This window comes from Yersinia sp. J1 (genome assembly GCF_050586585.1).
GTDB classification, from domain to species: Bacteria; Pseudomonadota; Gammaproteobacteria; order Enterobacterales; family Enterobacteriaceae; genus Yersinia; species Yersinia entomophaga.
The window spans coordinates 530,746-551,599 of record NZ_JBOBDP010000002.1; the positions used below are offsets into that span (position 1 = coordinate 530,746).

A 20,854-nucleotide genomic window follows, 5' to 3' on the forward strand; every position below is an offset into this window, starting at 1 on the left:
GAATTAATCATGAAACGCCAACAACGGGTTGATGCCCTAAGTCAAAACCCAAATCTGACCGTCACGTCCTATCGGGAAGCGTCTAAAGCCAATTTGCAGGCTCAAAAACCGAGGGATATCAAGCTGTGTAGCTCACTGGAAAAGGCGATTCGTCGCTCTGGTTTGCAGGATGGCATGACCATTTCGTTCCACCATGCTTTTCGCGCGGGCGATATGACATTGAATCTGGTGATGGATGCCATCGCTGCGATGGGATTCAAAAATCTGACGCTGGCATCCAGTTCTCTGAGTGAGTGCCATGCGCCGCTGGTGGATCACATCCGTAAAGGTGTGGTTAGCCGCATTTATACCTCGGGGTTACGTGGCCCACTGGCAGAGGCCATTTCGCGCGGGTTGCTAGCAGAACCGGTACAAATTCATTCCCACGGTGGGCGGGTCAATTTGATCGAATCCGGCGAGCTGGCGATCGACGTGGCTTTCCTCGGTGTTCCTGCCTGCGACGCGTTCGGTAACGCCAACGGTTACACAGGCAATGCCTGTTGCGGTTCGCTGGGGTACGCCAAGGTGGATGCCGATTACGCCGGTAAAGTGGTGTTATTGACAGAAGTTATTGTTCCTTATCCACATAATCCAGCCAGCATAGGCCAGGATCGGGTTGATCTGATCGTACAGGTGGAACAGGTAGGGGATGCCGATAAGATCGGCGCAGATGCTACCCGTATGACCTCGAATCCTCGGGAACTGCTGATTGCTCGCCGTGCGGCGGAGGTGATCGCTGGCTCCGGCTATTTTAACGATGGCTTTTCTGTGCAAACCGGCACCGGCGGAGCATCGCTGGCGGTAAGCCGCTTCCTCGAGGATAAAATGCGCCGCCGCAATATTAAGGCCGGTTTCGCTCTTGGCGGCATCACCTCCACCATGGTGGACCTGCACGAAAAAGGGCTGATCGAAAAGCTGCTCGATGTGCAGAGTTTCGATCGCATGGCCGCATCCTCACTGGCGAGAAATCCCAATCACATTGAAATCAGCGCTAATCAATATGCCAATTTCAGCTCCAAAGGCGCGTCTGTCGATCGGCTGGACGTGGTGATTTTGAGTGCGCTGGAGATCGATACCGATTTTAACGTCAATGTGTTGACCGGCTCTGACGGTGTGCTGCGCGGAGCCTCTGGCGGGCACTGCGATACCGCCGCGGCTGCACGGCTGGCGATTATCGTTGCGCCATTGGTTCGCGGGCGTATTCCTACGCTGGTTGATGCTGTGACCACCTGCGTTACGCCAGGCTCCAGCGTAGATATTTTGGTTACCGATCATGGTATTGCTGTCAATCCTGCGCGCCCCGAGCTAGCCGAGCGTTTGCAGCAGGCTGGGCTGGAGGTCGTCACTATTGATTGGTTATATCAACGAGCGTTGCTACTCACCGGTCAACCGAAAGCCATTGCTTACACCGACAAAGTGGTGGCGGTGGTGCGCTATCGCGACGGCAGCGTTATCGACGTTGTGCATCAGATTCAGGAATAAGCGATGGATATCTTTTCACCGGGTTTGGCGGCGAATCGGAATATCAGCCTGCCGGAGTTATTAACTAGCCGGGAGGCACGCTATGCCCGCCAGCGAGCATGGCTGATGCGTTATGGCACTACGTTGATTTCACTCACCGTGGTTGCCCCCGGGGCGTTGAAAGACAGCCCGTTAACTCGCCGAATTTTTGGGCGGGCATGGCAAACGGTGACGGAGCTGACGCGGCAACAAGGTTGGGAATCCTTGGCGCAGGAGGCTTTCCCGCTACCGACCGGTTGTGAAGGGTTAATTGCTCTGAATCAACCCGCTGAAGCGGTAAAAGATGCGGCGCTACTGCTTGAGATGAAGCACCCGTTGGGGCGGCTGTGGGATATCGATGTGTTAGATAGCCACGGACGGATTTTGTCCCGTGGGGATGTGGGGTTGGCTCCGCGTCGTTGTCTGTTGTGCAACCGCCCGGCCAACGTGTGTGGTCGGGAGCGAACACATTCAGTGGATGAATTGTTAGTTCAAATGGAGTGGATGCTCGATGCCGCTATTGCCTGTTGATAACGCATTCCCGCTGACTTTTCAGCTACAGGACTATGCCGATCTGGCCTATTTCGCGCTATTGGCTGAGGTCAATCTAACGCCGAAGCCGGGGTTGGTGGATCGCTTTAACACCGGTGCGCATAAGGATATGAATCTGGATGATTTCTATCGCAGCGCCGAGGCTATTGCACCTTGGTTTTCTCGCTTTATCGAGCAAGGGATAGCCACTGAGCACCTGCAGGGAGAGGCGGCATTGTCTGCGCTGCGCCCGCTCGGATTAGCCTGCGAAAATGCCATGTTCCAGGCTACCGGTGGGGTTAATACCCATAAAGGTAGTGTGTTTTCCCTCGGGCTTCTGTGCTGTGCTCTGGGGCGTTTGTCCGCCAGAGGCGTGGCTATCAGCGCAGATGCCGTTTGCCAGGAAGCCGCCCAACTGTGCTGCGGACTGACGGAAAGGGAATTACAACGCAGAAATCTGCAACAAACGGCAGGTCAACGTCTGTTTACTCAACACGGTCTAACAGGGGCCAGAGGAGAGGCAGAATCCGGCTTTACTACCGTATTAACCCACGGATTGCCGGTGTATCAACGCTTGTTAAATCAAGGGATAGATCAGGAGTGCGCCTTGCTGGAAACCCTGCTGCAACTGATGGCGGTTAACGGTGATACCAATGTGGTGTCTCGTGGCGGCATGGCGGGGCTGTACTGGCTGCAACATCAGGCTGCGGAGATTCTGGCTAACGGTGGCATTAAAACGCCATTGGCAAAGGCTCGGCTGCGCCTGTTCGATGCCCAATGTATCGCTCGAAATTTGAGTCCGGGAGGAAGTGCCGATCTGCTGATTTTAACCTGGTTTTTGGCTCATATTCCCGATCGTCCACCTTACAAACACAATAATAACAATGCTATAGGAGTATCTCTATGTTGAAGTCACAAGAGAAGATATGGAAAGCCCTTGCTCCCTTTATTGTTCTAGGGATCTTGTTATTAATTCCCACACCAGAAGGTATGCCACCGCAAGCCTGGCGCTATTTTGCTATTTTTGTTGCCATGATTGTCGGGATGATTTTAGAGCCAATTCCTGCGACGGCGATAAGCTTTATCGCTGTGACGGTCTGCGTATTATCTGCCGACTGGGTGCTATTCTCGCCGGCTGAAGTGGCCGATAGTAGCTTTAAATCCGGTAAAGAAGCGCTGAAATGGGGGCTGGCCGGTTTCTCCAGTACCACGGTGTGGTTAGTTTTCGGTGCCTTTATCTTCGCCCTCGGCTATGAGGCAACCGGATTAGGCCGACGCATTGCTCTGTATATGGTCAAATTTATGGGGAAACGCACGCTGACGCTGGGTTATGCCATCGTCATCATCGATATTCTGCTGGCGCCGTTCACGCCATCGAATACGGCCCGAACCGGTGGTACGGTGTTTCCGGTAGTGAAAAACCTGCCGCCGCTGTTTGATTCATTCCCCAACGATCCGTCCTCGCGCCGTATCGGCGGTTATTTGATGTGGATGATGGTTATCGGCACCAGTATCAGTTCTTCCATGTTTGTAACCGGTGCGGCACCTAACGTTTTAGGCATTGAATTTGTTGGTAAAATAGCCGGTGTTCATATTGGCTGGATGCAATGGTTCCTCGCTTTCCTACCGGTAGGCTTGATTTTGTTGATCGTAGCTCCGTGGTTATCTTACGTGCTGTACAAACCGGGCGTGACTAAAAGCAGCGAAGTGTCTACCTGGGCCAATACCGCTTTACAGGAAATGGGTTCGCTGACGCGTAAGGAAATGACGTTAATAGGATTGGTATTGCTGAGTTTGTGTTTATGGGTCTTCGGTGCCAAGGCCATTAATGCGACGGCAGTGTGCCTGCTGGCGGTTTCCCTAATGCTGGCGTTGCAGGTGGTGTCGTGGAAGGCGATTACGCAATATTCGAGCGCCTGGAACACGCTGGTCAATCTGGCGACGTTAGTTGTTATGGCTAGCGGGCTAACTCGTTCCGGTTTTATTGATTGGTTTGCCGATACCATGAGCACGCATCTGGACGGTTTCTCACCCAAAATGACCGTGGCGGCGTTAGTGCTGGTGTTCTACTTCTCACATTATCTGTTTGCCAGCCTGTCGGCACACACCGCAACCATGCTGCCGGTCATTCTGGCGGTAGGGAAAGGTTTGTTCGGCGTACCTATGGATCATCTGTCGATGTTACTGGTGTTATCCATCGGTATTATGGGTGTATTAACGCCTTATGCGACCGGCCCCGGCGTGATTATTTACGGCTGCGGCTACGTTAAATCCAAAGATTACTGGCGATTAGGCGGCATTATGGGGCTGTTATATATCTCCATGCTACTGCTGGTAGGCTGGCCATTAATGAGTTTGTGGATGTAACCCGCAAACAGAAATTACGGGCGTTGGTGTGTATCCAGCGCCCGTTTGGCGTTCAGACTTGCATTCAGTGTTTCATTAAGAGTATTTATGCGAACTTTAACGCCTTATAGCCATGTTATAAAAGTGGTTATGTCGGTGTCAAAGCGCAAACTTAGTGCTAAACGGGTAATTAATCTTTAAAACGCGGCATAAATCACGGCATGTTTATTGTGGCCATCCTCCTCAGCTACTACTATAAAATCCCTTTTGGCGATTTGGTCTGATTATCCTGTGAACCCTGTTTTTATTCGGAACTTTGCCTTTTCCTCCATCCCGGCTGTCGGCCTAAATGGTCAGGCACCTTATGAGGGATTACTGGGGAAATGTGATTTTGATGTCCATGCCTATCAGGACAATCTGTTTGCTGTATACGGCATTGCCTTTCCTCCCAGCCTGCAAAAGGCGGTCACCAAGCGGCGAGCGGAGTATCTGGCCGGGCGCTTTGTTGCCAGGCAGGTACTCAATATGCTTGGCCCGAGGGACTACCATTTGGAAAACGGCCCCGACCGCGCGCCCTGCTGGCCAGACGGCATCCAAGGCACCCTGAGCCATAATGACAACCGGGTATTGTGCGCGGCACAAATTATTCCGTTACGCCTTTCTGCCGGCGGTAGTGGCATAGGGTTAGATGTAGAAAGCTGGATTGGTTCGGATCGGATTGACGAAATCTGGCCGGGCATTATTAACGATGCAGAGCACCATCAATTACAACGTGGACCGCTGCCGTTTAATAAAATGCTGACGCTGACGTTTTCTGCCAAAGAAAGTCTGTTTAAAGCGATTTATCCGCAGTTACGCTGCTATTTTGATTTTTTGGATGTGCGTCTGGTGGGATGTTCACTGGAGTCAGGCCGCTTTGAACTGGAGTTATTGCGAGAACTGAGTCCGGAATTTAAGGCAGGGCGTCGTTTTCAAGGCTGTTTTAAATTGATGGAAACTGACGTGCGTACTTTTGTGGCCTATTAACCGCGATTGTCTCCTCTTTTTGCGCCCTTGTTTTTCCTCATGGGTTCAATTAAGCCGAAACCTTGTGGTCTCGGCTTTTTTAATGCCAAAACTAAATCGTTAAGCTCTATGGGCTGATATAAACTGGACTCAGAGTTTCTATTCCTGAAGCTCCGGTGTCTCTGCGTGGGTACGGCAGAAGATGAATTAATGTCTGGCGTCATTCCGAACCCTCTGTTTTAAACGTTTCACACTGGATAATAAATTTACAAGGACACAAGTGGTGTTCATCCTGTCACTGCGATGGGGTAGTCTGGTGTTGTTAATGAATGCTGTTAGCCAATCTCATTCTAGATTTGACTTTTTATTGTTATAGGTAATCATCGAAAAATCAGCGATGTAACTGGAGGTTCTCCCTAGGTTTTCCCTTGAATGCTTATAATAAGTTAACATACGTTTTTATCTCCCTGGCTGCTCAACACCTTATAAAATCGCGGAAACAATTAACTCTATTGCGATAATTAAAGTGTGTCGGCATTATCCCGAAAAGTATTTCGTCTAAAAATTTTCCTATATAGTGAAAATATAACCTTGATGGATCTGTAAAAGATAGAGTTGTGATTAATATAACGAACGGACATGTTCTTCTTGTTGTTTACTTTGTAAGATTTCCCTCGCAAAGATTGTAATTCAAAATCATCACTAATTAGAACGACTTTCTTTTTTAATCGACTGAATAGTTGATGGATGTTGTTATTGTTTATCGTCATCTCTCTTTCTGGCCAAATCAAAGTGAGTAAATCATCCCTATCTATTAGCTGACCGTTTGACGCATGATTAACCAGTGCGATAAATAATAAATACTCTTTATTCGTTAACTCTACACTACCTTTCAGGCTATACACAATCTTTTCATCTGCCACTACAAAATACATCATAACTACTCCTCCTTAAAATTAGAATGCCCGCAATATATCGCAACAAAAGTAATTTTGTAAGGCTACCCTTGGTTATTGTTTGTTAATATTGATGAGCTTCATATTTTTACCAAATATAACGTAATAAGTTGTTGTTGTAATGCTTTGCTGCTATTTTTTTATATTTCTTTAGCCAGTGTAATTAGCTTATTATTTAATTAAACATAGCGATATTGAGCTTATCTTATTGATCCTTCTTATTCGATTGAACTAATTGTTCAATAATATGAACAAATACATGTGCAAAAATAGAGCGCTTGTCCCCTGTGTTTACAGAGTTTCTCTGTCATTTCGAAGATTCAGATATTACTTCATTGCTGCTTTTATCATCAGGTAAGTGTGGGTGAGTAGAGTGATTATCTTCATAAATGACTAAATCCAATAGACGCAGATTTATATTAATCTTGAGCCTGCGTCATTCTGACGTTAACTGCGGCTTAGCATCAATAATAGAGAGTAATATAATTCTTATATTGCTATTCAAGCTGATTATAAATTATTTAATTTTACACATATAATTAATTAAGTTGCTTATAGATGGTGAAGTTGGTTTGTTGTCTTTATGTAATTAATCACAAAAATAAAATTCAATTACTAAGTATCAAAAAACTATAAATATCGATTAGATTATGTTCGTTAGCTCAAATCAACGGGCTTGAGGTTACCTGGATGAATAAAATGGATGTTCAATGAAAACCTTCAGTTAGACAAAATAAATTCTTTGTTCTTTGTATTTAAAACACCAACGGAATCCGTTAATGGCAGCGAGCAGGATTTATATTTTTGCTGCTTTTATCTGCTTTCTCAGCATCCAAGATCTATTTATCACGAATGGGGAGGGCTATGAAAAATTATCAGGAAAAAGGCTGGTGACGGCCAGATTAAAGGGACGAGGCCGTAATGGCGAATGATCCCCAGTGGTTTAAACAGTACGGAAATCAGAAAAACACGATTGTTCGCTGGCCCGTAAGGCCGTGAAGAACAGGATGGGGAGGGGATATGACGTTAAAGATTCCGACTGATACACAGGCAATTACCTGGTTAATTATTGGCCTTTTTTCAGCTTGGGGAGGTGTTGTGAGATATCTCATGGATATGCAAGGGCACAGGGGGAGTTGGAGTTGGATGGGAATAATAAGTCAGATCATTATTTCAAGCTTCACTGGCCTTTTGGGGGGATTACTCAGCTTTGAAAATGGCAGTAGTCATTACATGACTTTTGCTATTGCAGGCTTATTTGGCACCTTGGGGAGTACGGCGTTGAGTTACCTGTGGCGGCGTTTCTTGGGGAGTCCGGAGAAAAATCGTGGGTAACTTTACTTTTAGTCAAATCAGTCAACGCAATCTACAAGGCATACACCCGGATCTCGTTCGGGTGGTGTACCTGGCACTCAAATTGTCCGAGGTGGATTTTCGCGTTATCGAAGGGCTGCGTGATAGCGCACGTCAACGGCAAATGGTGCTTAATGGCAAGAGCCAAACGCTCAATAGCCGGCATCTTACCGGTCATGCGGTCGATTTGGCGCCTTGGTTCAACAACACGATTCCCTGGAACGATTGGGGAGCGTTTGCTCAGGTTGCAGCGGCGATGAAACAGGCGGCGAAGCAACTACAAATTCCTGTGATCTGGGGCGGTGACTGGACGACGCTTAAGGATGGGCCGCACTTTGAGTTGCCGAGGATGCAGTATCCATGAGTCTGCTCAGTGTTTTGAAACGTGGTCTGCTACTTGCCACGCTATTTGCGGTTTTGGTTGGCGGGCTGTGGGTTGCTCAACTGAAAAAGACCGCGACATTACTGAATTCTGAAAATATCAGTCTGACGCAGCAGAATCAGCTTTATCTGCAACGGTTGCAAGGATATGACCAGCAGATGAAAACACTGGATGAGGCGTTAACCACTAATGCCATAACTCAGCGTCAGGCAGAGGAGAAATATCATGCGATCGAACAACAAATGCGGCGGCTGCTGGCTAATAGCCGCTGCGCTCGGGAGCCTGTGCCTGATGCTGTTATCCGGTTGCAGCAACGAGCACTTGGCCAAAGCCTGCCCGGTGCAGCCAATAGTACCGAAAGCGCTGCTATTGCCCCATGATCCCCCGTTATTTAACGTCACAAAGTGGGGGGACTATCCCGGTTATGTGGAAGAATTAAATCTATCGTTGGCGCGTTGTAATGCAGATAAAACGGCGGTGGCCCAAATAATGTCTCCCCAAAAAGGATAAATCTCTCTTTTAGTCAATTCAGACAAGGGCATTGACTCTATAAGATTGGCAAACATGGATTTACCGATTTTGTACTCAATATCGAGGCGCTGCCGTAAGCATGCCTGGCAAAAGCAGGATAATAGGTTATTGGTTGCGAAAGAAACACGGCGGTTAGGGGCGCTCTTCGCTAGGATGACAGTCAAGCTTACTGCAAAAAGAAATCTATGCTGGCACAAATCCGATGGCAAAAAGTAGGCGCGTTATGTTTCGCTCTTGGTGGGCTGCAATATATTTTTGCTTTCTTTTTTCTTATCAGAACAAGGTTTCATCAAATCGCTTGAAAGAGTACTTAACATAAGTTATCGAGAGCGTGTATATAGTATTATATATGATAACTTACACGCGGGGTGTAACTTAAATAAGGCTGCAGACTTATTAGGTATAAGTTCTGCAACCTTAAAACGTAAGTTGCAAATGGAGAATACAACATTCACAGCAATATTATTAGATGTAAGAATGAACCATGCTTTAAGTTTATTAAGAAATTCATCTCTTTCAATTTCACAAGTGTCTTATAAAAGTGGGTTTTATTCTGTATCGAATTTTTGTTCAAAATTTAAACGATATTTTGGTTTGTCACCAAAGCAAGTTTCGAAGAAATTAACCAAGAACATTAAACTTGAAGTTTTGAAGTTTTGAAGTTTTGAAGTTTTGAAGTTTTGACATCCTTCCTGCCCTCAATGATAGGGATTCCTACTGCGCTCAGGCTATCACCTGAATTATTTCGGTGGGTTTACTAGAGGCCAGAACAGAGATGCTTAAACTGAAAGCGCAGCCTAAACTTGCTGAGGAAGAACGAGATATTCTGAAAAAGGTAGCGCGGTACTTTGCAAGAGAGCCAGACTAAGGTACCGCTTCATCAACGATCACCAAGATGTCTGGTCGATCGCAGCTACGCGCACCTGGCAAGGCTGGCTCTACATGTTCGTGGTCATCGATCTTTTCTTTGCGTGTAATTTGGTAGGTTGCTCAATGAAACCGACGCTGTCACGTGAACTTGCACTGGACGTATTGCTGATGGCCGTCTGGCGGCGTATACCTGCGGAAAGCGTCATTTTACACAGGATCCCAGAACTGTCAGTATGGTAGCGATGACTGGCAACGGTTCTGCTGGGACAATAACCGGATCCGAGTATAAGTCGACGTGGCAGCTGCTGGTAGAATTGTTCTTCAGCCCCTAAAAAAGAACGTATTAGAAATCGAATCTCTAAAACCAGAGACATGGCCCAGGCGGATAGCTTCGATTATATCGAATTGTTCTACAACCTTACCGACGCCACCGTCATGTCGAGAGCTTTTAATAACTTTCATTAGTGCTCATAAAAGCAAGATAATACTTTATTTCAAACTCTTAAAGTGTTTCACCACAGGCCAGTTGTTCAGCGATCCATTTAGGTGTATTCCCTTGGCCTGTCCACGTCCTTTTCTCACCTTTTTCATCGAGATACTCATATTTTTACGGGCTCCGGGGCTTCCTATATTTATGGGTAATGCCAACGCCAGCAACCAATTCTAACGGGTCAGTTCCGTCTTAACTGTGTCTGAAAGTATGGGGATATGCTGTCAATGGAGAACTCAATACCTAGATTGCGGGTATTACCTAAGGCTTCTTTCAGCCAGTTGCGCGCGGTGTCGTCGGAGATCTCCCATACTGGTTCCGTCCCATAGCGTGTGAAGGTCGCTAAGTGGTCGCGCCGCCGTCGTGAAAACTGGCATCGAGCAGAGGTATCGTTCTTTTCACAGGCGTATCTTTGCCGTGCGGCTGGGTTTACCGGCCGTATGATTTTTCTGTTTCAAATAGCGCAGGCTTTCGGTATAACCGATGAAAAGCAAAAAACCCGACTAAGTTTCCTTAATCGGGCTTCTCTAATATGGCTCCTCTGACTGGACTCGAACCAGTGACATACGGATTAACAGTCCGCCGTTCTACCGACTGAACTACAGAGGAATCGTGTGAACGGGGCGCATAATATCCAGAGGCACCTGAACTGTCAACGCTAAATTCAGTAGAAATGCGCGTTTGCTCAGCATCTGAGCAAAAAATGCAGATTCGGTTGGAAAAACAAATGCTAGCGTTGAAAAATTCGTCAATATATTGAAATCAGATGAAAAATTACCGTTAGCTCTCTGTCAGCTGGCTTTCCCATCTTTTCAGACGGGCGAGGGGGTCTTGCAAATAAAACCGACAGAAATGGTGATAAACTGCCGGGAAGCGTGAGGCTAAAAGCTCCGGCGCGCTAAAGAAATATTCTGAAAGCACAGCGAAACATTCCGCCGGATCGCTAGCGGCATAGGCATCCATACTGGCTCCCTCAACGCCGACCATATCAATCTCGTCCTGAATATTATCCATTGCGCGGTGTAAATCGAATTCCCACGCCGCGACGTCACGCATGGGAATGGGAGGGACGCCGTTGGAATTACCGCCGTTGCGCATATCCAATTTGTGAGCCGCCTCGTGAATCACCAGATTAAAGCCGGAGAGATCGAAAGAATCTTGAATATCCTGCCAGTTTAAAACAATCGGCCCCTGTTCCCAGCTTTGTCCCGACTGCACCGTTTGGCCGCTGTGCACCAGCCCCAGATCATCCTGCCAGTCGTCTTCTACGATAAATGGGGCAGGGTAGATCAGGACTTCGTGAAAACCATCTAACCACCGCGCACCGAGTTCCATCACCGGCAGAGCAAATAACAGCGCCAAACGAGCCTGCATCAGTGCGGTTAACTCCAAGCCCTGCAAAGGTACCATACGTTTCTGCTGTAAAATCTGGCTGGCGACGGTGACTAACCGTTGCTGCTCCGCTTCATCCAATGGAGAAAGTAAAGGAATAGCCAGTGCTTCATGCCATTGCATCAGCATTTCCGCTTGCGGTTGATTTGCTTTCCACAGCCACTTCATCATCGTGTCGCTCGCAATGTGATTTCTTGGGTACCAAGGCAGGATGTTGTAAACATGCCGTAAAAAAGAGCATGATGGCAACTATAAGCACGGAGAGATGCCGGAGCGGCTGAACGGGACGGTCTCGAAAACCGTTGAGGGGGAAACCCCTCCGAGGGTTCAAATCCCTCTCTCTCCGCCACTATTCAATCAGTTAGGCGAGATTTTTTCAGCGACCCGCATCACAGTTAGTCTATTGTCGATATGTCGGGCTGCCATATTTATGGGCGACTTCACTTTTTTATTCGGTCAATAGGTGTCCAAAATCAGTGAAATATTATTTCACTCGAGCGCCCGGTAATCGCTTATCCTACGATGTAACACAAATGGCTAGCTGGGCTACGTGCTTGGGTAGTAAAAATGATGAGCGGTGTTTTGTTTATAAGTAAAATCCAATAGGACTACTTAGATTATAGTAGACTTTGAATTTTCATATAACCTATAGCGCGAGCCACGCGGCTACTTAAATATGGACTAAGAGATAATTAACGCTTGGGGGCGAATAAAAAGAATCTCTACAATAGAAGGCGTAGGATTCAAAAACGGCGCGGAAGCGACTAATGAAATCATTCAATCTGGTATCTAACCTACCCTCTTACATACTGATATTTTAGAGGAATAATTACTCAGGCGCTTGACCCGGAAAGCTTACTCAGACAGAAAGCGCACTTGGCTAGATATGCCCGCCCATTGCTGCTGATTTGAAAAATCTGCTGTCGGAAGAATAGGTAAGGAATATCCAGGGCTATTCAGAAAACGTTTAGCGCCCAATCTGGAAGTTTCTGTAACCGCTATAGAAAAAAAGTCTGCTAACAGGCGGTGATATAACTTATCGCTTTAACCTATGGAATTTAATTGCTTATATCACGGTAACTTACTTTACCTTCAAGTTTCTTGGTCTATCTTTGCTAAGCTAAATAGATAAACTAAAGGAGCATAAGAAGATGCAAATTCCCCCTAAACCTCCGAATGAGAACGCTCGTATTGCGACACTGCTCGCTTATAATATTCTTGATACTTCTCCCGAAGAACGTTTTGATCGAATCACTCGGCTAGCAAAACGCTTATTTAATGTCCCTATTGCCTTGATATCCTTGGTTGATGTTAACCGCCAGTGGTTTAAATCCAGCGTAGGTCTGGCCGAGTCGGAAACATCGCGAGATATCTCGTTTTGCGGTCATGCGATTTTGGAAGAGGGGATTTTGATGGTGCCCGATGCGTTAACCGATCAGCGCTTTTGCGATAATCCCTTGGTGATCGATGCACCGGGCATTCGTTTTTATGCGGGTTGCCCGTTAGTGGTGCCAAACGGTAGTAAGCTGGGCACTTTGTGTCTGATTGATGTAGAGCCGCGCTCTTTGGATGAAACCGATCAGCAGCTATTATGTGATCTGGCAAAAATGGCTGAGCAAGAAATTGCCGCGGTACAATTGGCTACTATTGACGAGTTGACGCAGTTGACCAATAGACGCGGTTTCGAAATATTGGCACAACATGCGTTAACTTATTGCGTACATAATAATATTCCGGCCAGCGTCGTGTTTTTTGATCTTAATAATTTTAAAGCGATCAATGATAATTTTGGTCACGCCGAAGGTGATAAAGCTTTAATGACTTTCGCGGACGAACTGCAACTATTCTTCAGTGAGACTGACATCGTTGCCCGCCTAGGGGGAGATGAATTTGTGGCGCTACTGACGGCATCTAGCTGCAAAGATATGGTGGACATACTCAGTCGCTTTAAAATTGCCTTAGAGCAAAGAAATCGTCGTGAACGACGAGGGTATGATATCTGTTTCAGCGTGGGTTATGCTAACTGCGATTTTGATAAGTTCACTACAATAAAAGCATTACTAGCTGTTGCAGATTCTTCTATGTATACACATAAACTAGAGTTACGCGATAAACGGAAATCTCAACATAAGAACTGAGCTAATGTTTCGGTTTTGCTGTCATGGTTTGAATCAACAAGAGTGCAAATATCCTTTGGAACTACGTTATCCTATGGCAATCGTTGGTCTATAAAGATAAAAACAACTGACGTACGCACGAAATATTTAAAATGAACTAAATAAGGTTAATAAATTAGCCAGTATTTCTACTAGAAGGCCTCGCTTGAACGAGGCTTTGTTGTTTAATAAACAGGAATAGTTAATCCCACCCTATTGCATTATTCTCAATCAACAATAGATTACTAATGGCACTTCGGTTATTTCCCTCAACCGGAGGGATGTATTTAGTTATGTAGATCATCGGTCAACGATATCGATGAGACACTCTAGGCCTATCTATAGCAAACAATTTAGCTCCATTTCCCAGTTTTTTTTATTCATTGAGATATTTGCACGGTATCGCTCGAAAATTAGCCAGATAGGTCGTGGCTTAACTTGATGAAAATGCATGCAAATTAGGTATTAAGATATACATTATTCATCTATGTTGTTTAAGATTTTATATGTAATATTATTTTGAACCAGCCAATCCAGCACCGTATAGCATAGATAAGAATCGCAATTAATTTTTAATTAAGGAATAGCATCGGATGAAGCAGACATTAAGATATTCGACAATAGCCCTTTCGTTATTCGGTGCTTTAATTTTGACCGGATGTAGCCCGGATAAAAAGAACGATAATCATATAAAAGTTGGTATTAGCGCAGGTATCGATCAGCCTCTTTGGGATGTGGTCAAAAAAACGGCTAAAGATAAATACAATCTCGATGTGGAAGTGGTGACATTTACGGATTATGTCTTACCGAATGAAGCGTTAAGCACTGGCGATATAGATGCTAATTCATTCCAGCACCGGCCTTATCTGGATCGCCAGACTGCGGAGCGGGGCTATAAATTAGCGGTTGTTGGTACTACCTTTGTTTATCCTATTGCTGGCTATTCTAAAAAAATAAAATCGCTGGCTGAATTGAAAGATAATGCTCAGGTTGCTGTACCGAATGATCCAACTAACCTCGGTCGTGCGCTGCTGTTATTACAAAAAGTTGAGCTGATAAAGCTGAAAGATGGCGTTGGTTTACTTCCTACCTCTCTGGACATTACTGAAAACCCGAAAAAATTGAAAATCGTCGAGATTGAGGCCGCGCAGCTCCCGCGTTCACTGGACGATAAAAACGTGGCTCTTGCCGTAATTAACACTAATTATTCGAGTCAGATTGGCCTAACGCCTAAGAAAGACGGTCTGTTTGTAGAAGATAAAGACTCGCCGTACGTCAATATTATTGTCGCTCGTGAAGATAATAAAGACAGCGAGAAAATCAAAAATCTGGTTAAAGCTTATCAAACCAATGAAGTCGTGGCCGCAGCAGATAAAATTTACCATGGCGATGCAGTGAAGGCCTGGTAATAATTTAAGGTGAAAAGTCTGGCTGCTTTAGTCAGTAACTAAAAATAGTATTATAAAAAGAAAAGCACTCACCCATTATTAGGTGAGTGCTTTTTTACTACATGTGTTTTTTAGCGAATGACAAAATGTCTTGTTTGAGGTCGGTTACTTTTTTCTCTGGAGATTTCTTGCAAACTTCAACGACTTTCGGTGTGACTAGCGTGTCAGTTTCCTGGAAATCTACATAGTCACCTTGCTTATATTCCGTGGTGTCATTTAACACCCAAAATACAACTGGGGTGTAAGATTTAGGATTTAAGTCAAGGAACTCTTTACAAGTCATATCTGCGGGAGTCGTTGCTGCGAAGGTGGTTGCAGCAGCGGAGAGTAATAGGCTTGTCAGTGCGATTTTTTTAAATGAATTATTAAACATACTGTTTTCCTTTTTATCTCTACCTTGCCAAGGACAATTTATATTTACGCTAAAAAACCCTTGTTAGCAGGAATATTCTGAACCCAAATAAGTTCATTGGTCAATATCAGAAAGGAAATTCTATATATATTGATGATGACAGGTAATCATCAATAGGCCAAGGTGATTTTAAATAAAATAAATTAGTTAATAATCAATAATTTAAATAGTTTCATTGTCATATTCCATGTATGGATTGCTTTTCTTATCTGTAAACTTTTGTTTAAATTGTAAATCATAGATTACACGAAATTCTAAAGGGGGGCTATTTTAACCATTTAAATTTGGCAATATTATTTTGCATTTTGCATTTTGCATTTTGCATTTTGCATTTTGCATTTTGCATTTTGCATTTTGCATTTTGCATTTTGCATTTTGCATTTTGCATTTTGCATTTTGCATTTTGCATTTTGCATTGGCTTTTAAATTAAATATAAGACCAGAATGAATTGGATAGTTGAAATTATTAATATGTTAGCGAAGATGCAACAATTGCATCACCTTAATAGTAAGGAGGTTACAGAAGCCGGCTATAAATAACAAAGCATGTCATTATCTAACATGGGGCAAATTCATTAATAAAAAATAATATACATTCGCATTTTAAATATATTAGTGAATCATGTTGTTGTAATCACAGTTCTCAACCATACTCCTCGTGATAAAGTTTATTATGAGTGGAGCGGGGGAATGATAACGATAAAGCGGAAGCTAAGCTTATCTGCAATGATATTAACATTTATCGGCAGTGCTATAACTATCCCAAAAGTAGTGGCGGAAGAAGTGGGATATACGCTGGAAAAAGTGGTGATATTGAGCCGCCATGGCGTGCGATCGCCAACTAAGCAAACGGAATTGATGAATGAGGTCACGCCCGATAAATGGCCCGAATGGCCGGTCAAAGCTGGGTATCTTACGCCAAGAGGTGAGCAGCTAGTTAAGATAATGGGACACTTCTACGGACAATATTTCCGTCATACCGGATTATTGCCGAAGGAAAGATGCCCGGCTGAGGGGCAGGTTTACGTTTATTCAGATATTGACCAGCGTACTTTATTAACTGGTCAGGCGTTAATAGACGGAATTGCTCCCCAGTGTGGATTTAAAATATTTCATCAGAAGAACTTAAAGCAGATCGATCCCTTGTTTCATCCCGTTGAGGCTGGTATCTGCGCTTTAAATGCAAAAAAAACGCAGGAAGCAATAGAAAAGAAGCTTGGCGCACCTATCACGACATTAAGTCAACGTTATGCTAAATCCCTGGCCTTAATGGGGAAGGTACTCAATTTTTCTGCTTCCCCATATTGTCAGAAAATGGAAAAGCAAGGGATGGATTGTAATTTTGCCGATCTATCACCTAACGAAGTTCAGGTAAATCAGGAAGGCAGCAAGGCTTCATTGAGTGGCCCGGTTGCTTTGTCTTCTACGCTGGCTGAAATATTTCTGCTACAAAACTCGCAGGGTATGCCGATAGTGGCCTGGCATCGTTTGCTGACGAGAGAGGATTGGCAGACTCTGATGCTTTTGCATAACTCGCAATTCGATCTCATGGCCAAAACTCCTTATATAGCACAGCATAAAGGAACTCCTTTATTACAACAGATAAATGTGGCGCTTTTACAGCCTGAGCAGGGAAAGGCTGGGCTAGATAAACAGCCCGCGACTAAAAAAACGCTAAGCAATACTCAATTACCCGATAACAATGCGGTATTTATTCTAGGTGGCCACGATACCAATATTGCAAATGTTGCCGGAATGCTGGGTTTAAATTGGACATTACCGCTGCAGCCGGATAATACCCCTCCGGGAGGTGGATTAGTTTTTGAACGTTGGCGAGATCAGCATGGACAAAGCTTCGTGGCGATTAAAATGTTCTACCAAACGCTAAATCAGCTGAGAAATATGGAGAAGTTGGATTTGTCGATTAACCCAGCCGGAATGGTTAGCATCGATATTCCTGGTTGCGAAAATGAAGGTGAAAATAAACTGTGCCGCTTAGCGACGTTCCAGAAGAAAGTCGTCGAGGCTATTGAGCCGGCCTGTAATCTGCCATAAGTGATAGCGGCGTAATAAACCAATAAGGCCACTGTAATGCAGGCGGCCTTATTGGTGGTTACGAGAGTAAAGTCAGATGAGAGATTGAAATCTTATTAAGGACGTTATTGGCCAAGACGAACTAGATCAAAAGGCACATAACGTTCGCAGGCGTGTTGTAACTCAACACACTGAGCGCGCTCGGCCTCAATATCAGAGAGTCCATCAGCATGTATTGCCTTCGCAACATCAATCAAACCTGACTGTGCGACCATAACGCGATGCCCAGGGCGAATTTGGTTTCTATTTCTGTCATAGACTTTAACCATATTGACCTCCAGTTAATCCTGTCAATTTGCGGCTATAGGCTACTTATCACGCCCCTAATTTCTTTGCCTCAGATCAAAAATTTTTAATTTTTTATAGCTGAGTTTTATCTACTGACCCAACAGCGAATGGATATGCAACCAGAAAGGAAAGGTCTGACTGCCGGATTGCTATTAAAAAAGCTTTATAGAAGGTAACAAGGATTGCAGAGCATAAGCACAACGAGTTTAAATCAGGTTTGGTACGTATGAGTCATTGGATTAGGGTGTTCAGTGATGACTTTCGGTTATTAACCATCTCGACTTATGGTCTGACTTAACAAAAATGTATAGTTCAAATGACTGATTTTTATCTGTAAACAAACTTATATGCTATTAGTGTGATATATTAGCTTGCTATTTATGAGCCGTACTGGTTTAATGCGTCATCGGTTTGGAACACAGACCTTATGAAAGCAGTTTTAGTAAAGCAGTTCACAGTATTAGCGTTATCCTCAATAGATACCTCTTCACCGCGAAACTCCTTCTTAAGTGCCCCATAAGAAATAACTGAAAGACAGACCTCTCTTGCCTTATGGCAGCTTAAATAAATAAAGGAAGTATCGCTATGTCTAATAAAATGACTGGTTTAGTAAAATGGTTTGACGCGGGTAAAGGCTTTGGTTTTATTACCCCAGCAGACGGTGGCAAAGATGTATTCGTGCATTTCTCTGCTATCCAGAGCAACGATTTTAAAACGCTGGATGAAGGTCAGCGCGTAGAGTTCTCGATTGAGAACGGCGCGAAAGGGCCTTCGGCGGCCAATGTTGTTGCCCTGTAAAGACAGGCAATAACGGCTAATTATCAGGTTAGAAATCCCCGGTTTTTGCTCTGATATGAATTGCCCAAATAAAGAACGCTTTGCGCGAGATACCAAGTTTGGAGATCCTTAGATCGATCCTTAAACTACGGTACTATGACGGCTCCTATGACTAGGAGCCGTTTTTTTGTGCTATTTTTCAGGTTAGTGACAACTTTCATTGCTACGGTATTCTTCGTAAAAATCATTCCACTGAATTAATTTATCACAGCCTGTTTAAGCACGTTAGAATTCGCAGGGCTAATCTCAAAGAGAATAGAGCAAACAGCGACGTGGGAATTTTTATAAAGAAACGCCCTCGTCTATCAAGACTGAGGGCGGCAAAGACTTCTATTCGAAAAAACCAGCGCCATTCCAGTTAATCGAGCTGAAGGGATTGGATAAGCGAAATAGCTAGATCAATCGTTGGCCAGTGAGCGCTTCAAGAATTTTCAACGGGGACTGCTCTGGGTGTTTCATACCCTTTACCGGTAATAGGAAGGTCTGTTCCAGCATATATTGGCCTCCCATTGCGGCATGTGGTGTTTGATCTGAAAAACAAATCCAACTGCTACCAGGCGGAAATTCGATCGCAACTTGTTGGCCATTTTGCTGATAATCTGCGTCAGATTTCATTTTATCGTGTAGCTGCAACATTAAATGATCGTAATGGCTGCGTCGGAGTTTGGTGATACCAACTTTATGCTGTAACCAACTGCTAATAGGTGAGTAGCGATCGAGTTTTGGCAGATAACGGCTCGCTAATTGCTGAAAATCTTCACCTACTCGCCAAGAGCGATTTTCACCGTGGGGATTAATATTGGTGAAAATACGAATAATCCGCTCACCGTAATTAGGCCTCGAGGGGAAAGCATCAACGTGTAAACGGCTATCATCTTTGCGCCAGGACGTTTTGTCCCGCCATGCGGCGACTGGATGCAGCCTTAGGCTGTTAGTTGGGCTGCGTAGGGCATGGGTATATTCAGGTAATAATTGTCCTAATAGACTAACGCAGTGTTGATAATAGCGCTCAAGCAGCTGGCGCGTTAGCTCGATTTTACTTTCATCTGTCACACCAGTAAGTTCACCTTCCAGAGGTTTGAAACTGATGTTTTTGCGTTTTATATCGACCAGCGCTGGGTTCAGTAATTGCTTCTCTTGTGAGCTTAACGGGAAAGCCAGATTCGGTAAAAAAAGAACTTTTCCCTGTTCTAAGGCTTCAATTGCATCGGGAATGACATGCTCATTCTTGCCCCAATGTTGGTGAGGGAGAGTGAGAATCATCGGATCTGGGGCGATAGAGTTAGAATTCATCAGATATCCGGCCTAGATTATTTTAGTCAGTGATAAATAATATAACTTTTTTTAAACAATTAATTGCACTTTTGTGGCGAATTGCGAGCAAACAGAACATTCCGGTTAGTGGCAGAGCAAGTAATGGAGTGGCACTTATGCAGAGTGTCCCATTAGGTGATTTTGGTTCTGAATTTTCTGAGGACAATGATGCTCAATGAGCTGAGCATCATGGTGCTAGATAAGGTTGTTTTAGAGAGGATGGCGATAGACGACGTATTGTATTCCTTAGGCTAAGAAACGTAGAAAAATTGAATTAATGTAGTGAAATATTAATATGTTAACTGAACTGTGATTGGTTCTAATAAATATGGACATAAAAAAGCCCTGATAATCAAGGCTTTTTTTATCAGGTACATATCATCTTATTAGACAGGCACGATTCTCGAGTCAGTAATCGAGGAGACTTGCTTTTTTGAGTAGGCCAGATCGTAAACATCGTAGAAATCGATTTCGCCTTTATTTTCTATGATGCGTTTAATTTTATTTTTAAAGTCATCATTGATATTTTTATTTTCAAGCAATTTAGCCACTGCTTCTGGAGACAGAGCGCGGCTGAAAAACCATTCGCCGTTATAGCAAACGCGGAGGTCGAGTACACCAATGTCTTCAAATTTAAATATCGGCTTTATTTCCATCAATAAAATTGCTGACATGATGACAAAAAATGCAGTAAAACCAATAACGTAATAAGTACCAAAATAAGGTGTTAAAAGCATCAGAATTAAAACAAAGAAATATGAAATCAGCATTGCCAAACACAAATACGGATGTTTATGAATGAACTCAATATTAAAGTCAAGACGACCATTCCGGTTTTCTTTTTTATTGATTTTCTCAATGTCTTCAATGAGTATTTCTTTTATTATATCCATTGCGATGACCTTGTAAT

At 44.3% G+C, this 20,854-nt stretch carries 20 protein-coding genes, 2 tRNA genes and 2 pseudogenes; 16 read left to right on the forward strand and 8 right to left on the reverse strand.

The window, feature by feature from the left end:
- The first annotated feature begins 9 nt into the window (after positions 1-9).
- The 5 genes from citF (at position 10) to ACQ4OC_RS07000 (ending at position 5,442) form a co-directional block, all read left to right on the forward strand.
- The gene (gene citF / locus ACQ4OC_RS06980) at positions 10-1,521 is read left to right on the forward strand and encodes a citrate lyase subunit alpha (RefSeq protein ID WP_064517537.1); all 1,512 of its coding nucleotides are present in this window, start codon (positions 10-12) and stop codon (positions 1,519-1,521) included.
- Between the two features lie 3 nt (positions 1,522-1,524).
- Positions 1,525-2,070, forward strand: coding sequence for a citrate lyase holo-[acyl-carrier protein] synthase (gene citX / locus ACQ4OC_RS06985; RefSeq protein ID WP_064517540.1), 546 nt, complete (start codon positions 1,525-1,527; stop codon positions 2,068-2,070).
- On the forward strand, positions 2,051-2,980 hold the full coding sequence (gene citG / locus ACQ4OC_RS06990; RefSeq protein ID WP_064517545.1) for a triphosphoribosyl-dephospho-CoA synthase CitG: 930 nt from the start codon (positions 2,051-2,053) through the stop codon (positions 2,978-2,980). Before citX ends, citG begins: the two co-directional genes overlap by 20 nt.
- The gene (locus ACQ4OC_RS06995) at positions 2,974-4,437 is read left to right on the forward strand and encodes an anion permease (RefSeq protein WP_064517549.1); all 1,464 of its coding nucleotides are present in this window, start codon (positions 2,974-2,976) and stop codon (positions 4,435-4,437) included. Before citG ends, ACQ4OC_RS06995 begins: the two co-directional genes overlap by 7 nt.
- 270 nt (positions 4,438-4,707) lie before the next feature.
- A complete protein-coding gene (locus ACQ4OC_RS07000; RefSeq protein ID WP_064517552.1) occupies positions 4,708-5,442 on the forward strand; it encodes a 4'-phosphopantetheinyl transferase family protein in 735 nt (244 codons plus the stop codon).
- A gap of 500 nt (positions 5,443-5,942) precedes the next feature.
- On the opposite strand, the gene ACQ4OC_RS07005 is transcribed toward ACQ4OC_RS07000, so the two are convergent.
- The gene (locus tag ACQ4OC_RS07005) at positions 5,943-6,359 is read right to left on the reverse strand and encodes a helix-turn-helix domain-containing protein (protein WP_120806274.1); all 417 of its coding nucleotides are present in this window, start codon (positions 6,357-6,359) and stop codon (positions 5,943-5,945) included.
- Between the two features lie 1,038 nt (positions 6,360-7,397).
- On the opposite strand from ACQ4OC_RS07005, the gene ACQ4OC_RS07010 reads away from it, so the two are divergent.
- The 6 genes and pseudogenes from ACQ4OC_RS07010 to ACQ4OC_RS07035 form a co-directional block, all read left to right on the forward strand.
- A complete protein-coding gene (locus tag ACQ4OC_RS07010) occupies positions 7,398-7,712 on the forward strand; it encodes a phage holin family protein (protein WP_064517557.1) in 315 nt (104 codons plus the stop codon).
- Positions 7,702-8,094 carry a M15 family metallopeptidase gene (locus ACQ4OC_RS07015; RefSeq protein ID WP_371112915.1) on the forward strand — a complete coding sequence of 131 codons (393 nt, stop codon included), beginning with the start codon at positions 7,702-7,704 and terminating at the stop codon, positions 8,092-8,094. Before ACQ4OC_RS07010 ends, ACQ4OC_RS07015 begins: the two co-directional genes overlap by 11 nt.
- Entirely contained in the window at positions 8,091-8,492 is a 402-nt protein-coding gene (locus ACQ4OC_RS07020; RefSeq protein ID WP_064517562.1) for a DUF2570 domain-containing protein, read from the forward strand. Before ACQ4OC_RS07015 ends, ACQ4OC_RS07020 begins: the two co-directional genes overlap by 4 nt.
- Positions 8,404-8,622: an Rz1-like lysis system protein LysC gene (gene lysC, locus ACQ4OC_RS07025; protein ID WP_420822912.1), complete on the forward strand. Its 219-nt coding sequence runs from the start codon at positions 8,404-8,406 to the stop codon at positions 8,620-8,622. Before ACQ4OC_RS07020 ends, lysC begins: the two co-directional genes overlap by 89 nt.
- A 258-nt stretch (positions 8,623-8,880) precedes the next feature.
- On the forward strand, positions 8,881-9,303 hold the full coding sequence (locus tag ACQ4OC_RS07030) for a helix-turn-helix domain-containing protein (RefSeq protein ID WP_071925613.1): 423 nt from the start codon (positions 8,881-8,883) through the stop codon (positions 9,301-9,303).
- Between the two features lie 94 nt (positions 9,304-9,397).
- Positions 9,398-9,965, forward strand: a pseudogene (locus ACQ4OC_RS07035) (DDE-type integrase/transposase/recombinase); the annotation flags it as partial.
- A 50-nt stretch (positions 9,966-10,015) separates the two neighbouring features.
- On the opposite strand, the pseudogene ACQ4OC_RS07040 reads toward ACQ4OC_RS07035, so the two are convergent.
- The 3 genes and pseudogenes from ACQ4OC_RS07040 to mtfA form a co-directional block, all read right to left on the reverse strand.
- Positions 10,016-10,108: pseudogene (locus tag ACQ4OC_RS07040) on the reverse strand (H-NS family nucleoid-associated regulatory protein); the annotation flags it as partial.
- A gap of 428 nt (positions 10,109-10,536) precedes the next feature.
- Positions 10,537-10,612: transfer RNA gene (locus ACQ4OC_RS07045), tRNA-Asn, on the reverse strand.
- Positions 10,613-10,783: 171 nt separating this feature from the next.
- Positions 10,784-11,566: a DgsA anti-repressor MtfA gene (gene mtfA, locus ACQ4OC_RS07050; RefSeq protein ID WP_430971043.1), complete on the reverse strand. Its 783-nt coding sequence runs from the start codon at positions 11,564-11,566 to the stop codon at positions 10,784-10,786.
- Positions 11,567-11,654: 88 nt separating this feature from the next.
- Between mtfA and ACQ4OC_RS07055 the strand changes: the two genes are divergently transcribed.
- The 3 genes from ACQ4OC_RS07055 (at position 11,655) to metQ (ending at position 14,960) form a co-directional block, all read left to right on the forward strand.
- A tRNA-Ser gene (locus ACQ4OC_RS07055) sits at positions 11,655-11,744 on the forward strand.
- Positions 11,745-12,546: 802 nt separating this feature from the next.
- On the forward strand, positions 12,547-13,533 hold the full coding sequence (locus tag ACQ4OC_RS07060) for a sensor domain-containing diguanylate cyclase (RefSeq protein WP_064517567.1): 987 nt from the start codon (positions 12,547-12,549) through the stop codon (positions 13,531-13,533).
- A gap of 611 nt (positions 13,534-14,144) precedes the next feature.
- Positions 14,145-14,960: a methionine ABC transporter substrate-binding lipoprotein MetQ gene (gene metQ, locus ACQ4OC_RS07065; RefSeq protein WP_064517570.1), complete on the forward strand. Its 816-nt coding sequence runs from the start codon at positions 14,145-14,147 to the stop codon at positions 14,958-14,960.
- A gap of 97 nt (positions 14,961-15,057) precedes the next feature.
- On the opposite strand, the gene hdeB is transcribed toward metQ, so the two are convergent.
- Positions 15,058-15,372 carry an acid-activated periplasmic chaperone HdeB gene (gene hdeB, locus ACQ4OC_RS07070; RefSeq protein WP_064517573.1) on the reverse strand — a complete coding sequence of 105 codons (315 nt, stop codon included), beginning with the start codon at positions 15,370-15,372 and terminating at the stop codon, positions 15,058-15,060.
- Positions 15,373-16,101: 729 nt separating this feature from the next.
- On the opposite strand from hdeB, the gene ACQ4OC_RS07075 reads away from it, so the two are divergent.
- The gene (locus ACQ4OC_RS07075; RefSeq protein ID WP_064517576.1) at positions 16,102-17,466 is read left to right on the forward strand and encodes an AppA family phytase/histidine-type acid phosphatase; all 1,365 of its coding nucleotides are present in this window, start codon (positions 16,102-16,104) and stop codon (positions 17,464-17,466) included.
- A 104-nt stretch (positions 17,467-17,570) separates the two neighbouring features.
- Here ACQ4OC_RS07075 and ydfZ read toward each other — a convergent pair whose 3' ends face one another.
- The gene (gene ydfZ / locus ACQ4OC_RS07080; RefSeq protein ID WP_049597160.1) at positions 17,571-17,774 is read right to left on the reverse strand and encodes a putative selenium delivery protein YdfZ; all 204 of its coding nucleotides are present in this window, start codon (positions 17,772-17,774) and stop codon (positions 17,571-17,573) included.
- Between the two features lie 604 nt (positions 17,775-18,378).
- Here ydfZ and cspE point away from each other — a divergent pair.
- Positions 18,379-18,591 (forward strand): transcription antiterminator/RNA stability regulator CspE, encoded by a 213-nt coding sequence (gene cspE, locus ACQ4OC_RS07085; protein ID WP_064517579.1) that lies wholly within the window; start codon positions 18,379-18,381, stop codon positions 18,589-18,591.
- Positions 18,592-19,023: 432 nt separating this feature from the next.
- On the opposite strand, the gene ACQ4OC_RS07090 is transcribed toward cspE, so the two are convergent.
- Together ACQ4OC_RS07090 and ACQ4OC_RS07095 are read right to left on the reverse strand one after the other, a co-directional pair.
- Positions 19,024-19,923: a Kdo hydroxylase family protein gene (locus ACQ4OC_RS07090; protein ID WP_064517582.1), complete on the reverse strand. Its 900-nt coding sequence runs from the start codon at positions 19,921-19,923 to the stop codon at positions 19,024-19,026.
- A gap of 407 nt (positions 19,924-20,330) precedes the next feature.
- Positions 20,331-20,837, reverse strand: coding sequence for a YlaC family protein (locus tag ACQ4OC_RS07095; RefSeq protein WP_064517584.1), 507 nt, complete (start codon positions 20,835-20,837; stop codon positions 20,331-20,333).
- Between the last annotated feature and the right edge of the window lie 17 nt (positions 20,838-20,854).

Excerpts from the sequence above, each read along its gene's own strand:
- citF (WP_064517537.1), top strand. The coding sequence starts at position 10 with ATGAAACGCCAACAACGGGTTGATGCCCTAAGTCAAAACCCAAATCTG.
- citX (WP_064517540.1), top strand. The coding sequence starts at position 1,525 with ATGGATATCTTTTCACCGGGTTTGGCGGCGAATCGGAATATCAGCCTG.
- citG (WP_064517545.1), top strand. The coding sequence starts at position 2,051 with ATGCCGCTATTGCCTGTTGATAACGCATTCCCGCTGACTTTTCAGCTA.
- ACQ4OC_RS06995 (WP_064517549.1), top strand. The coding sequence starts at position 2,974 with ATGTTGAAGTCACAAGAGAAGATATGGAAAGCCCTTGCTCCCTTTATT.
- ACQ4OC_RS07005 (WP_120806274.1), bottom strand. The coding sequence starts at position 6,359 with ATGATGTATTTTGTAGTGGCAGATGAAAAGATTGTGTATAGCCTGAAA.
- ACQ4OC_RS07010 (WP_064517557.1), top strand. The coding sequence starts at position 7,398 with ATGACGTTAAAGATTCCGACTGATACACAGGCAATTACCTGGTTAATT.
- ACQ4OC_RS07020 (WP_064517562.1), top strand. The coding sequence starts at position 8,091 with ATGAGTCTGCTCAGTGTTTTGAAACGTGGTCTGCTACTTGCCACGCTA.
- lysC (WP_420822912.1), top strand. The coding sequence starts at position 8,404 with ATGCTGTTATCCGGTTGCAGCAACGAGCACTTGGCCAAAGCCTGCCCG.
- mtfA (WP_430971043.1), bottom strand. The coding sequence starts at position 11,566 with ATGATGAAGTGGCTGTGGAAAGCAAATCAACCGCAAGCGGAAATGCTG.
- ACQ4OC_RS07060 (WP_064517567.1), top strand. The coding sequence starts at position 12,547 with ATGCAAATTCCCCCTAAACCTCCGAATGAGAACGCTCGTATTGCGACA.
- metQ (WP_064517570.1), top strand. The coding sequence starts at position 14,145 with ATGAAGCAGACATTAAGATATTCGACAATAGCCCTTTCGTTATTCGGT.
- hdeB (WP_064517573.1), bottom strand. The coding sequence starts at position 15,372 with ATGTTTAATAATTCATTTAAAAAAATCGCACTGACAAGCCTATTACTC.
- ACQ4OC_RS07075 (WP_064517576.1), top strand. The coding sequence starts at position 16,102 with ATGATAACGATAAAGCGGAAGCTAAGCTTATCTGCAATGATATTAACA.
- ydfZ (WP_049597160.1), bottom strand. The coding sequence starts at position 17,774 with ATGGTTAAAGTCTATGACAGAAATAGAAACCAAATTCGCCCTGGGCAT.
- cspE (WP_064517579.1), top strand. The coding sequence starts at position 18,379 with ATGTCTAATAAAATGACTGGTTTAGTAAAATGGTTTGACGCGGGTAAA.
- ACQ4OC_RS07090 (WP_064517582.1), bottom strand. The coding sequence starts at position 19,923 with ATGAATTCTAACTCTATCGCCCCAGATCCGATGATTCTCACTCTCCCT.
- ACQ4OC_RS07095 (WP_064517584.1), bottom strand. The coding sequence starts at position 20,837 with ATGGATATAATAAAAGAAATACTCATTGAAGACATTGAGAAAATCAAT.